Genomic DNA, 11,783 nt, shown 5'->3' with positions numbered 1-11,783 from the left:
CGGAGGTACAATGACCAAAACAACTTTCCTCAGTTTTGAACAGCCGATTGCCGAGCTCGATACCAAGATCGAAGAGCTGCGGTTCGTCCAGGACGACTCGGCCGTCGACATCTCCGAAGAGATCGACAGACTGGCCAAGAAGAGCCAGCAGCTGACCAAGGACATCTACGCCAAGCTGACCCCTTGGCAGGTGTCGCAGATCGCGCGCCACCCGCAGCGTCCGTACACCATGGACTACGTGAACGCGATCTTCACCGATTTCCACGAACTGCACGGCGACCGCAGCTTTGCCGACGACCAGTCGATCATTGGCGGCCTGGCGCGCTTTAACGGCCAGGCTTGCATGGTCATCGGCCACCAGAAAGGGCGCGACACCAAGGAGCGCGCGCTGCGCAACTTCGGCATGCCCAAGCCGGAAGGCTACCGCAAGGCGATGCGCCTGATGAAGCTGGCCGAAAAATTCAACCTGCCGATCTTCACCTTCGTCGACACCCCGGGCGCCTTCCCCGGCATCGACGCCGAAGAGCGCGGCCAGTCGGAAGCGATCGGCCACAACCTGTACGTGATGGCCGAACTGAAGGTGCCGCTGATCGCCACCATCATCGGCGAAGGCGGCTCCGGCGGCGCGCTCGCGATTGCCGTTGGCGACGCGGTGCTGATGCTGCAGTACGCGACCTATTCGGTGATCTCGCCGGAAGGCTGCGCATCGATCCTGTGGAAGACTTCGGAGCGCGCGGCCGACGCCGCCGACGCACTGGGCCTGACCGCACACCGCCTCAAGGCCATGGGCCTGATCGACAAAATCGTCAGCGAGCCGCTGGGCGGCGCCCACCGCGATCCCAAGCAGATGGCAGTGCTGCTCAAGCGCGCGCTGGCCGACACCCTGCGCCAGTTCCAGGGCGTGAAGACCAAGGACCTGCTCGAAGCCCGTCACCAGAAGCTGATGAGCTACGGTAAGTTCAAGGAAACGACTCCAAGCAACGAAGAGTGACACGTAACAGCGCCGGACAGGTTCCGGCAACCTTTGCGCGCTCGCTCGATGCGCTGCGCGCGGACACCTCCCCCCAAGCGATTGCCATGGCCTTAAGCGGCGGCCTGGATTCTTCCGTGCTGCTGCAGCTGGCGCACACGTATGCGCGCGAGCAGGGCATGGTGCTGTTCGCGTTCCATGTTCATCACGGCCTAAGTCCCAACGCGGATACCTGGCTGGCGCACTGTGAGCACAGCTGCGCGCAGCTTGGCGTGGCGTTCGACCATCGCCGCGTCACGGTCGCAAAATCGAAGTCCGGCGTTGAAGCGGCGGCCCGCAAGCTGCGCTACGCGGCGCTGGGCGAAATGTGCCTTGCCCACGGCGTTGGCCTGCTGCTCACTGCGCACCATCTGGACGACCAGGCCGAAACCGTGCTGCTGCAACTGCTGCGCGGCTCCGGCGCCGCTGGACTGTCCGGCATGGACGGGGCCAACACCGCTCCCAAACTGCTGGGCAGCCCGGATATCGTCGTTGGCCGCCCGCTGCTGTCCTTGTCGCGCGCGGAACTGGAGGCATATGCGGGCGAACATGCGATCGCCTGGGTGAATGATGAATCGAATGCCGACCCGCGTTACGCCCGCAACGCACTGCGGCACCAGGTGATGCCGACGCTGGAGCAGGCATTCCCGGGTTTTGCCCAGCGCTTCGCGCGCAGTGCGGCGCACGCCCAATCCGCCCAGCGCATGCTCGCCGAACTGGCCGAGCAGGACCTGAGCGCGTGCCTGGATGGCGAAGCGGTCGACGTCAATCGTCTGCGCGCCTTGAGCATGGACCGCATCTACAACATGCTGCGCCACTGGTTCGGCACGCGCGGCATCAGCATGCCCTCGACCGCCTGGCTGACCGAGATGGTGGCCCAGCTGCTCGAGGCGCGCGAGGACGCGCAACTGCTCGTCACCCATCCCGACTGCCACATCCGGCGCCATCGCGGCCGGCTGTTCATCACGCCCAAGCTTGCGCAGTTGGCAGGCATGCGCGACCCGGACGACGAGGGCGTCATCGAAAAGCATGGCGAGGCTTTCCGCTGGGTTGGACAAGACCAGCTGCGCTTTCCGGCATATGGCGGCGTGCTGCACTTCGACCGGGCGGAGCAGGGCTTCGATGCAGGATGGCTGCGCGCGCAGCCGCTCGTGATCGACTTTCGCAAGGGTGGCGAGCGCCTCAAGCTCGCCGAGAACCGGCCCACCCGCAGCCTGAAGGCGCATTACCAGGCCAGCGGCATTCCCGCCTGGGAGCGCACGCGGCTGCCGATCGTGAGCGTCCATGAAGAGCTGCTGTTTGCCGCCGGCCTGGGCATGGACTGCCGTCGTTTTGGCGCAGGCCCGGGGCCATTCATCAGCCTGCGCTGGGAGGCCGGGACAGTGTTAACTGTACAAAAATAGAATTACCTTATTTTCATTCCGTATAAGGGTTATTGGCCTCCGAGTCTTGTGATTGCGCGTTGCAGCATGCTAGAGTAAGAGTCTCTTTTGATCCTTCACAAGCTAGAAAACTCACTGTCATGGCTTTAATAGTCCACAAATACGGTGGTACGTCGATGGGCTCGACGGACCGTATCAAGAACGTCGCGGCCCGGGTGGCCAAGTGGCACGATGCAGGGCACCAGATCATCGTTGTGCCGTCCGCAATGGCCGGCGAAACCAACCGGCTGATTGGCCTGGCCAAAGACATCATGTCGCAACCGGACCCGCGCGAACTGGACATGATCGCCTCGACCGGTGAGCAGGTCTCGGTTGGCCTGCTGGCAATGGCGCTGCTGGCCCGCGGCAAGGATGCCGTCTCCTACACCGGCTGGCAGGTCGGCATCAAGACCGACTCGGCATTTACCAAGGCGCGCATCCAGTCGATCGACGACACCCGCGTGCGCAGCGACCTCGAGTCCGGCAAGATCGTCATCATTACCGGTTTCCAGGGCGTTGACGACGAAGGCAACATCTCGACCCTGGGCCGCGGCGGCTCGGATACGTCGGCGGTGGCGATCGCCGCCGCCATGAAGGCCGACGAATGCCTGATCTACACCGACGTCGACGGCGTCTACACCACCGACCCGCGCGTGGTGGAAGAGGCGCGCCGCCTGACCAAGATCACGTTCGAAGAAATGCTGGAACTGGCCTCGCTTGGTTCCAAGGTCCTGCAGACCCGCTCGGTCGAGTTTGCCGGCAACTACCGCGTGCCGACCCGCGTGCTGTCGTCGCTGACCGATCCCCTGATGCCGCTCGAAGAAGAAGCCAACTCGGGCACCCTGATTTCGTTTGAGGAAGAAACCAACATGGAACAAGCCGTCATCTCCGGCATCGCCTTTCAGCGCGACGAAGCAAAAATCACGATCCTGGGCGTGCCGGACAAGCCGGGCGTAGCCTTCCAGATCCTGGGGCCAATCGCGGACGCCAACATCGAAGTGGACATGATCGTCCAGAACATCTCGGTGGACGGCAAGACCGATTTCACCTTCACCGTCCCGCGCAACGACTACCAGAAGGCGGTGAGCATCCTGGAAGGCGTAAAGACCGAGCTGGGCGCGCAGCGCGTGACGGGCGACGCCAAGGTGTCGAAGGTGTCGGCGGTGGGCGTGGGCATGCGCAGCCACGTTGGCGTTGCCTCGCAGATGTTCCGCACGCTGTCGCAAGAGGGCATCAACATCATGATGATCTCGACTTCCGAGATCAAGATCTCGGTGCTGATCGACGAAAAGTACATGGAGCTGGCCGTACGCGCCCTGCATCGTGCGTTCGAGCTGGAGCAGGCTTAATTTTTTAAAAAAATGGCCGTGTTGCCTTGACCAAAAGGACTGTGGCCATTAATATGCGTGCTCTCAGTTCTGACGCAAACTGTTGGGGCTGAAAGGAGGCGTGGCCGAGCGGCCGAAGGCACTTCCCTGCTAAGGAAGCATGCGGGCTTAAACCTGCATCGTGGGTTCGAATCCCACCGCCTCCGCCAAGAATTACCAAGCTGTTCCAACAGCAACAAGCAATACCCCACAAAAACCCCTGTAGAATCAAAATCTTCAGGGGTTTTTTCTTTTCTTAAACCCCACACAAGCCAACAAAAACACATCCTGTCGCACATGCCATGTGAGGCATCGGTGTAGGTACGAAACAAGATTCGGAGGAGCGATGCCTACAAATAAGCTCACAGATCGCCAATGCAGGGCCGCTGACATGCCGTTCGCGTGACTCGACGCCGTACCTCGTCGATGCGTGCGGCAATGCCTCGCCGGCTCCGACCAGGCACGGTGCGCTCGTGACGCACATGCACGGTCGGCGTGCAGTTTTCCTGGACGTTTGCGCGCTCGGCGCGACAACCCTTTAATGGCGGGAATGCCTCGACGATCGGTATGAGCAGCCGGGAGTCGTGAACTTGCTCACCTGAGATCTGGGCTACCAACGGCAAACCACGCTGATCGACAAGGATGTGGTGTTTGCAACCAAGCTAGCCCGGATCAGTTGGGTTTCGGCCGGTATGCTCTCTGCCTCGCAGTGGTCTGACTCGACCGCGTAGCCGACTGCCGCCGGTGATTGCCGGTCGGCTGTGGTGATCACCGACCGCAGTCGCCCCAAAGCAGGCATCTGCGCTACGGAATCAACCTGCGGCCAATTGCGGGTATGCCGGGCAGCCGTTGATCTCTTCTAGGAAGCCTTCGGCCAGGTAACGCGGGATCTTGGCGAATTCGCTAAGTACACGGGCTCGAAATTCCTCATGTTCATGCCAGCGCTCGGCAGGAATACTGAAATAGTTGACCGGACAAACCGACAAGCTCAGACCAGGCCAATGTCTCTGCAAAGTCATCAGGTAGCGTCGGGTCGAGCATATTTTCCCAATGACGACGACACTCCGAATCGCACAGCGAGGTCCATCACCTCAGCCACCCTGGCCCGGCCGAACCGTACGTTCTCGCCTGTGTTCGTTGCTGCAGTTTCCAGTATGAGAACGCTTTCAGGTATCCCGAGGCCGACCAGTCGCTCAGCGATGATGTCCGCCTCTGCCAGCGGCGAGGACGCTGTACGTCCACCAGATACTAGCAGGCGGCTGAACATGCCGTTCTGCCAGAGCCCATGCGCCACCTCGCAAAACTCCGGTACGCCATGGCGGGTCCCAAAAAGAAATCCGAGATCCGAAGCGCACGGCGGAAATGACGGCATGATGTATTCGGCAATGCTCTGCAAATCGTCGTGTGACATAAGGAGGAGCGGCCTCGGCGGCGATGTTCACTTGCTTCAGTGTGTGCGTCGGATTACGAACTTCCGAGTTCGACCCAGAGCGGTCATTGTGGACGATGCACGTCCACTGATTTCTGAAAAATGCGTGCCAGCGCAAAAAGGACGTAAGTCTGCACAAGGCCGCAGCATGTCAACCAGCTAACCTGAGCGACGGGTCCCGAGAAGAACGCTGGCAGAGCGTCGTACAGATAAGTGAGTGATGAAGACAATGGAAGGGTAACAATGAGCAGCAAAATATCTGGCGCCAGATGCTCTCGCTGAGAGTGCAGTAGGGTTAGGTCGGTGTAGAGAGCCCAGCCACCCGCGAGTAGCACGACTATCAAGTAAGTCGTCGCAATCGTCATCAAGATTTGAGCTGTACGTCTCTTCATGAATTTGGGCTTTTAAATTGGACGGCTGCTCTTGGCCGAACTCGGAAGTTCGCCAAAGCTCAGTGTACGGCCCTTGTTGCTCTGAAGGCAAGTAGCTGGTTTTGTTAGAGGCACTTAGGTTTGGTCGCCATGGCTCTTCTGTCTGGATCGCGATGCTGAGCGGTGACGAAGATTGCCATCGGTAAATGTAGGCATCTTTGTAGGTATCGTGCAGAAAGTGGCCTTGTATGACGCTTGTAAACTGAGTGTTCGCATCCCACCGCCTCCGCCAGAAAACCAAAAAGCCGACCCATCCGGGTCGGCTTTTTCGTTTTCTGGCGGAGGCGAGCGAAGTGCCTGCGCACTTCGCGCGTGGGATTCGAAAGTCCCGCCCTTGCAAGGGCGGGAGCGGCCCGCGCTGGCGCGGGCGAATCGCCCATTTGCGCCCGCAAGGCGGGCGCTACGCGAGCGCAGCTCGCGCTCCGCCACCACTTCAGAACGCTCGCGCGAATCCCGTTCGGCCGTGCGAGCATTTTTCCAAGCGATCACTTCGCTATGCAGCCAAGCCGATGAGCGTTGTGACAGCTTTACTTGTGCCGGAAACTGGCCGTCCTTGATCACGACCCAACACCCGGCCGCAACGGCAGACCACGACGGCCATCAAGGTCGCTTGGTCGGAGTGCCCGTTCAGCGCGTGCCGCAACTCGATCCCGAGGTCGGGGAACGGGCTGGACTGTCCATTCCTGGGGCAAATTATGCTTGACCTTTGAGCATACTCCAAGGTTTACGCTTCTAGTTTTGAGTGACCACGGAGCTATAAATGATCGGTACTTCTTCCTACTTACGCGTCGTTCGCGCTAGTGCTTGGTATGACCTGGTTGTGACCGCCGGATTCGCCACACCATGGACATTCTCAGCTATTCACTCCGGCTTGAATATCCTTTCGGAGCTGCTGGGCATTGCAGCATTACCAGCATTTGCGCCGGCTCACATGCTGATGGCCAACCTACTTGGCTCAATTGTCACGGTTTGGGCAATCCTTCGTCTACGCAACACTCGGACGGAGTACGGGCGATATGATGCGGCAGGCCGGGGGCTTTTCGCCACCTGGCAGCTATTTGCCTTGGCTCATGGGGCCAACCCAATCATCTGGGGTTTCTTCCTCGCTGAAGTCGCGTTTGGTATCGCGCAAGCATTGCCAGTTACTGATACATATCGCGAAGAAAAAATGTTAAAGCTAGCGTGCTCCGGCTAAAGCTCACTGATTGAAAGCGGTGCTGTGATTTGTTATGGTTGCAGGATGATTGTTAGGGCGGGGCAATGAGTTGCTCCACAACTAACAGTTCATCCCGGCTGATCACGCATCGAGAACGGCCGGCGCCCCTCGAAAATTCACTTCTTCAGGGACGGTGACGCGCGACAATGGACATTGCTGCCGCACGCGCTTCAGCAGTTCGTCCTTCAGACTTTGCAGTTCCTCAATTCGGTCGTCAAGGATCTTCACCTTCTGCGCCAGCAGTTCAGCAACCGCAGCGTCGGGGTCCGCCGCCTGCCACACGCTTGGCATGCTCGCGCCGATCTCAGCCAAGGAGAATCCGAGCTTCTGCGCGGTTCGGATGTAGCTGACAAGTTGGGCGGTCTCCGGCGCATAGCGTCGGTAACCGTTTCCCGCGCGAGTTGAACGAACCAAGCCTAGCTTTTCATAATACCGCAGGGTATCGCAACTTACCCCTGCGGCTTGGGCAACCGCGCCGATTCGCATATTCACCTCTTTGTTCAAGTGGTTGTGCCTTTGGAGTGTACTTCAATCTGCTTACTTCTGGTTTATCATCAAAATGACCTGTGGAAATAGGCAACCATCCCAGCCATTATCGATAGACTTTTCTTTGGAATGTTAAATGTCAGGTCTCACGCCTATATTCTTCGAAACTTCTAGGTTGCGTATCCGTTTTCTTACCCCCGACGATGTTTCGGCACAGTTTGCGCTTTATTCCGATCCGGACGCGATGCGTTATTGGAGCAGCGAGCCATGGGTCGACTTGAGCCAGGCACACCAGCAGATCGAGCGTGACCTTCGAGATTACGCCGAGGGTGTGTCGGCGCGGTTGGCGGTGCAGTTGTTGGAATCGGGTGAGGTAATCGGGAACGTCTCGCTGTATGCCATTAGCGACCAAAATCGACGTTGCGAGATCGGCTACATGTTATCGAAAAGTTATCAGGGCTATGGCTACATGACTGAAGCTTTGCGAGCCGTCATCGGGTATGCCTTCAGTTCGCTGTCACTGAACCGCATCGAAGCAGACACCGATCCCCGGAACGAGCGGTCTTGCCGGCTGCTGGAGCGCTTGGGGTTTCAGCGCGAAGGTTTCATGCCGGAACGATGGGTTGTGGCCGGCGAGGTGTGTGACACGGCGTTTTACGGATTGCTGAAAAGGAACTATCGGAATTAGGAATTGTGGCGGCTGTGTTTGGAACCTTTGTGAAGGACAGTAGATGAAATGGCTTAAATGGATTGGGGCGATCGTTGTGGCCGCGGCGGTGGCGCTGTGCGTATTCGCCGGGCTGACCGCGTTAAAGGGGGAGAAACCGGTCGCGTTCCAGGCGCTGGGGATAAAGGGCCGCACTGGAGCACCTCTTGTTGTCGCTGTCTGGTACCCCACCAACTCTCGCGCCTGGCCGACAACGATCTTTGGAATGCGTGTGATGAACGTGGCTGCGAATGGGGAGTTCGCCGGAGACAAGCTCCCCCTCATCGTTCTCTCACATGGCAATGGCGGAAGTGCAGGGAGCCATGCCGATTTGGCGATAGCGCTGGCAAGTTCCGGCTATGTCGTCGCAGCGCCAATGCATGCGCACGACAATTTTGCGGATCAGAGTGGACTTGCGACGAATTCTTGGCTGAGTGAGCGCAATCAGGAATTGCGCTCGACGGTTGACTTTATGCTCGGCAAATGGAAGAACCGTGATCACATCAACCCGGACCAGGTGGGGGCGTTCGGGCTGTCCGCTGGCGCATTCACTGTTCTCACCGTGGCCGGCGCGCAGCCGAATTTGGATTTGATTGCCAAGCATTGTGCATCGAAACCAGAATTGGTGTGTGACGTGCTCAAGCAGGCCAAATCGCCACTGTTGGGCGACGCTCCGCAACAACAAGCTTTTGCTGCAGACGCGCGCGTCAAAGCCGTGAGTATTGCCGCGCCCGGGTTGGGGTTTACCCTGCCGCCCGAACGATTGGCCGCGGTTACGGTTCCGGTGCAACTGTGGAGCGGCGAAGCCGATGAAAATGTGCCATATACCTCGAATACTGCGTTCGTGCGCGAGGGAGTGCGGACACTTGAGTTTCATTCGGTTCCAGGAGCTGGCCACTTTTCGTTCCTGGTCCCATGTGTGCTGATCGGGCCTCCATTGTTCTGCAGTGACCAGAAAGGCTTTGACCGTAAGGCTTTCCACGACCAGATGAATGTCCAGGTAGTAGCATTTTTCGACAGAACCCTGAAGGGGGCCGCGCGGTAGCACTTCTGTTCGATTCAGCGTCGCCAGCGCTGATTTGCCACGAAAGGTAACGATCCAATGCACTAGCTGATGCGGATGGGTGATATGCCGGGTGCTGTGGCACGCGAACTTGAAAGGATCTCATGAAACGATTTACCCTGGCCCTTCTTGCAGGCGTTGCCTTGTCCACGACGTCGGCGGCACCGAAACCGTATGTCCTTGAAAATACGGAAGTACGCGACGTGAAAGCGCCGGGGCTGAACCGCGAGTATCAGATATTCGTCAGCCTACCACCTTCTTACGCGACCTCAAGCCGCAGCTACCCGGTTGTCTTCGTTACCGACGCCACCTACGCCTTCCCGCTTATCCGCAGCATCGCGCGCCGCGTTGGCGACAAGCCGCCCGGGCTGGAAGAATTCGTGCTGGTCGGCTTGTCGTACGCCAAGGGCGACACGCCCACGTTCAGCCGCAACCGCGACTACACGCCAGTTCCGCGCACCGCAAAAAACGTTACGTCGGACATTCCGGGCCGCGCTGCCGCATACGGCGAGGGTGATGGCTACCGCCGCTTTCTGGCAAGCGAAGTGTTGCCGCTGGTCGCAAAAAACTACCGGGTCGACGCGCACCGCAAAATCTTTATCGGCCATTCGTACGGCTCTCTGCTCGGGTTGGACATCCTGTTCAAGGAACCCGGTATGTTCGATTACTACGTCCTCGGCAGCCCCTCGCTGTGGTACGAAAAGGGCGTGATGTTCGAACGCGAAAAAGCTTACGCGGCGCTCCACCGCGACCTGAAGGCGCGCGTGTACTTGGGGGTCGGTGGGCTTGAGCGGCCTACGCGGACACATCCCAGCGATGACGACATGGTCGGCGGCATGCTGCGCTTCCAGTCAACGCTCAAGTCGCGCCACTACCCAGGACTCGCGATGGACAGCCGCGTATTCGAGAGCGAAGACCATTTGACGGTGGCCCCGCGGATCATCACGGCCGGCCTGAAATGGGCGCTCCCAAAACGGTGACGCCCGAAGGGGCGCAGCTGAATTTGGCCCACTCTGTTCGATGAATTTCCCAATTAGAAAAGCGACGCTGAACTAATCAGGATGATGACGAAGCGTGCTCCTTCAGGTACTTCATGGCGTCAGCATTACTGGGGTCAAGTTCGATCACGCGGCGATAGCTTTCAAAGGCCTCCCGGGTCTGCCCGGTCTTTGCCTGCGTTTCCGCCAAGGCGCTCACGATGAAGGCCAAGTCCGGGTGCAAGTGGGCGCCGAGGCGGAAAATTTCGCGCGCCTGTTCCAGGCGATTGAGCCGGTACAGTTGCAATCCCCACGCAAACACTTCGTTAGGGCCGAGTTTGAGCGCATTTGGCTGCATCGACATTTGCTTGTAGAGCGGAATCGCTCTGTCGAAACCGTTGGCCGTGAGGAGCCGGACGAAGTTCTCCAAGGTCGGCGCCGGATTGGACTGGTTGCGCCGTATGCTGGTTGTGAGCATATGTGCCGGTGCGCGATTCGTCGCTGGGGTATTGTTTACAAAAGTGAGGCCAGCAGCGTCCCCCTTCAGGTAGGCGTCGAGGAAGTGGCGAGTGTATAGCGCCGCCCAGCTGTGCGCCAGGGCGATCTCCTCACGAGTGTAGTCGCCGAAGCTGCCGTCCTGCGACATTCGAATGGAGTACGACGAAAAGTCGCCATGCTTCATTGGTAACACCGAAACGATGTACACGTCCGAATACTTCATTTCGTTCATGAACGAGAAGTGCGTGGGCGTGACGTTACTGTTGAGCTCTTCGACGGTCCTGGGACGCGCGCCCAGGTAGAGAAGCGGCACGGCGACCCGCGCGGGCGTCACATATTTCGCCGCATCCTTGCCGCCATCCACAAATTCGGGGGAGCCGCGTAGTGAACCGTCCAGGCTTACTAGCGCCCGGATACGCTCGTCCTTTGCCGCGGCAAATACGTTGGCAAGTCCGCCCCAGCTGAAACCGACCACGCCAACCTTGCTGGTATCGGCCGCGGGCAGCGTGGCAGCGTAACCGATCAGGTAGGCAATATCGCTGGCCTGTGTTTCCGCGCCGTCCAGGTCGATCGTCATCGCGCGGGTGTGCGCCCCCAGTGACGGGCTGGACAGGACGATATAGCCCTGGCTGGCGAGGTACTCGCACAGGTCGGCATTTTCGATGGCATAGGCGGAGTAGCTGGGTGCATAGATGACGACTGGGAATCTGCCCGCCTTCGGGTGCGCGTCGCGCACCGCGTGCATTGCGCGGGATACCTCGCGTAATAGCGCCGCACGTCGCGCACCTGCATTGTCGTCGATCCGGTTGTCGGTCAGGCGCTTGACCTCAGCCGCGCTGAGCGTGAAAGCATCTTCAGTTGGTACGGTCTCCAGGTAGTCGCGGTAAGTGACCGGCTTGGACCCGCTCTCGGGCGTCGCTGGGTACCAGACGAGGGCTTGGATCGGGCGTGTGCGCTCCCCTTGGACAGGCTCTCCGGTTACCAGGTCGATCGGGGCCTTATACAGCCGCGTGCGATCGTATTGCTGGATCACCTTCAGGCCCACTGCATGTGGACCGGGCGGATTGGAAAAAGTGAATATGTCGGCCGCGCTCGCGGCTGTCGCTGCGCACAAAAGGAAAGCGATCAGTAGTTTATTCATTGGTTCGTGGCGGCAGTTGAGTGGATGAACGGAACGGGG

Annotated in this window: 13 protein-coding genes, 1 tRNA gene and 1 pseudogene; 8 read left to right on the top strand and 7 right to left on the bottom strand. The window is 59.3% G+C overall.

All coding sequences use genetic code 11. From position 1 onward, the window contains the following. Window positions 1–10 precede the first annotated feature (10 nt). From E4O92_RS10225 to E4O92_RS10210, 4 genes are all read left to right on the top strand, one after another. The gene (locus E4O92_RS10225; protein WP_135189664.1) at window positions 11–991 is read left to right on the top strand and encodes an acetyl-CoA carboxylase carboxyltransferase subunit alpha; all 981 of its coding nucleotides are present in this window, start codon (window positions 11–13) and stop codon (window positions 989–991) included. Continuing rightward, window positions 988–2,412 carry a tRNA lysidine(34) synthetase TilS gene (tilS, locus tag E4O92_RS10220; protein WP_370660001.1) on the top strand — a complete coding sequence of 475 codons (1,425 nt, stop codon included), beginning with the start codon at window positions 988–990 and terminating at the stop codon, window positions 2,410–2,412. The genes E4O92_RS10225 and tilS overlap by 4 nt, the downstream gene beginning before the upstream one ends. 119 nt (window positions 2,413–2,531) lie before the next feature. Beyond that, complete coding sequence (locus E4O92_RS10215) at window positions 2,532–3,779, top strand: aspartate kinase (RefSeq protein ID WP_135189663.1); 1,248 nt, start codon at window positions 2,532–2,534, stop codon at window positions 3,777–3,779. 94 nt (window positions 3,780–3,873) lie between these two features. Then, window positions 3,874–3,967, top strand: a tRNA-Ser gene (locus E4O92_RS10210). A 192-nt stretch (window positions 3,968–4,159) separates the two neighbouring features. Here the strand turns inward: E4O92_RS10210 and E4O92_RS25480 are convergent. From E4O92_RS25480 to E4O92_RS25465, 5 genes and pseudogenes are all read right to left on the bottom strand, one after another. After that, a pseudogene (locus E4O92_RS25480) lies at window positions 4,160–4,444 on the bottom strand (hypothetical protein); the annotation flags it as partial. Between the two features lie 165 nt (window positions 4,445–4,609). After that, on the bottom strand, window positions 4,610–4,816 hold the full coding sequence (locus E4O92_RS10205) for a hypothetical protein (RefSeq protein WP_135189662.1): 207 nt from the start codon (window positions 4,814–4,816) through the stop codon (window positions 4,610–4,612). Further along, the gene (locus E4O92_RS25475) at window positions 4,816–5,064 is read right to left on the bottom strand and encodes a YdcF family protein (RefSeq protein WP_370660003.1); all 249 of its coding nucleotides are present in this window, start codon (window positions 5,062–5,064) and stop codon (window positions 4,816–4,818) included. The genes E4O92_RS10205 and E4O92_RS25475 overlap by 1 nt, the downstream gene beginning before the upstream one ends. Before the next feature lie 227 nt (window positions 5,065–5,291). Further along, a complete protein-coding gene (locus E4O92_RS25470; protein WP_370660002.1) occupies window positions 5,292–5,591 on the bottom strand; it encodes an SCO4225 family membrane protein in 300 nt (99 codons plus the stop codon). A 141-nt stretch (window positions 5,592–5,732) separates the two neighbouring features. Next, window positions 5,733–6,218, bottom strand: coding sequence for a helix-turn-helix transcriptional regulator (locus E4O92_RS25465; protein WP_135189660.1), 486 nt, complete (start codon window positions 6,216–6,218; stop codon window positions 5,733–5,735). Window positions 6,219–6,417: 199 nt separating this feature from the next. Between E4O92_RS25465 and E4O92_RS10190 the strand changes: the two genes are divergently transcribed. After that, window positions 6,418–6,852 (top strand): hypothetical protein, encoded by a 435-nt coding sequence (locus tag E4O92_RS10190; RefSeq protein ID WP_135189659.1) that lies wholly within the window; start codon window positions 6,418–6,420, stop codon window positions 6,850–6,852. Between the two features lie 102 nt (window positions 6,853–6,954). Here the strand turns inward: E4O92_RS10190 and E4O92_RS10185 are convergent, their stop codons facing one another. Then, window positions 6,955–7,377 (bottom strand): MerR family transcriptional regulator, encoded by a 423-nt coding sequence (locus E4O92_RS10185; RefSeq protein WP_229483226.1) that lies wholly within the window; start codon window positions 7,375–7,377, stop codon window positions 6,955–6,957. Window positions 7,378–7,495: 118 nt separating this feature from the next. Between E4O92_RS10185 and E4O92_RS10180 the strand changes: the two genes are divergently transcribed. From E4O92_RS10180 to E4O92_RS10170, 3 genes are all read left to right on the top strand, one after another. Further along, window positions 7,496–8,047 carry a GNAT family N-acetyltransferase gene (locus E4O92_RS10180; protein ID WP_135189658.1) on the top strand — a complete coding sequence of 184 codons (552 nt, stop codon included), beginning with the start codon at window positions 7,496–7,498 and terminating at the stop codon, window positions 8,045–8,047. A gap of 43 nt (window positions 8,048–8,090) precedes the next feature. Then, on the top strand, window positions 8,091–9,110 hold the full coding sequence (locus tag E4O92_RS10175; protein WP_135189657.1) for an alpha/beta hydrolase family protein: 1,020 nt from the start codon (window positions 8,091–8,093) through the stop codon (window positions 9,108–9,110). A gap of 122 nt (window positions 9,111–9,232) precedes the next feature. After that, a complete protein-coding gene (locus E4O92_RS10170) occupies window positions 9,233–10,108 on the top strand; it encodes an alpha/beta hydrolase (protein WP_135189656.1) in 876 nt (291 codons plus the stop codon). A 76-nt stretch (window positions 10,109–10,184) separates the two neighbouring features. On the opposite strand, the gene E4O92_RS10165 is transcribed toward E4O92_RS10170, so the two are convergent. Next, a complete protein-coding gene (locus E4O92_RS10165; protein ID WP_135189655.1) occupies window positions 10,185–11,744 on the bottom strand; it encodes a dienelactone hydrolase family protein in 1,560 nt (519 codons plus the stop codon). Window positions 11,745–11,783: the final 39 nt, after the last annotated feature.

Origin of the sequence: Massilia horti (assembly GCF_004614195.1) — a bacterium.
GTDB lineage: Bacteria > Pseudomonadota > Gammaproteobacteria > Burkholderiales > Burkholderiaceae_D > Telluria > Telluria horti.
This window is presented reverse-complemented; position numbering and strand designations above follow the sequence as displayed.

Bases quoted from the DNA above. Each gene is read 5' to 3' on its own strand.
- E4O92_RS10170 (WP_135189656.1), top strand. From the start codon at position 9,233: ATGAAACGATTTACCCTGGCCCTTCTTGCAGGCGTTGCCTTGTCCACG.
- E4O92_RS25475 (WP_370660003.1), bottom strand. From the start codon at position 5,064: ATGTTCAGCCGCCTGCTAGTATCTGGTGGACGTACAGCGTCCTCGCCG.
- E4O92_RS10165 (WP_135189655.1), bottom strand. From the start codon at position 11,744: ATGAATAAACTACTGATCGCTTTCCTTTTGTGCGCAGCGACAGCCGCG.
- E4O92_RS10215 (WP_135189663.1), top strand. From the start codon at position 2,532: ATGGCTTTAATAGTCCACAAATACGGTGGTACGTCGATGGGCTCGACG.
- E4O92_RS10180 (WP_135189658.1), top strand. From the start codon at position 7,496: ATGTCAGGTCTCACGCCTATATTCTTCGAAACTTCTAGGTTGCGTATC.
- E4O92_RS10225 (WP_135189664.1), top strand. From the start codon at position 11: ATGACCAAAACAACTTTCCTCAGTTTTGAACAGCCGATTGCCGAGCTC.
- E4O92_RS25470 (WP_370660002.1), bottom strand. From the start codon at position 5,591: ATGACGATTGCGACGACTTACTTGATAGTCGTGCTACTCGCGGGTGGC.
- E4O92_RS10190 (WP_135189659.1), top strand. From the start codon at position 6,418: ATGATCGGTACTTCTTCCTACTTACGCGTCGTTCGCGCTAGTGCTTGG.
- E4O92_RS10205 (WP_135189662.1), bottom strand. From the start codon at position 4,816: ATGACTTTGCAGAGACATTGGCCTGGTCTGAGCTTGTCGGTTTGTCCG.
- E4O92_RS10175 (WP_135189657.1), top strand. From the start codon at position 8,091: ATGAAATGGCTTAAATGGATTGGGGCGATCGTTGTGGCCGCGGCGGTG.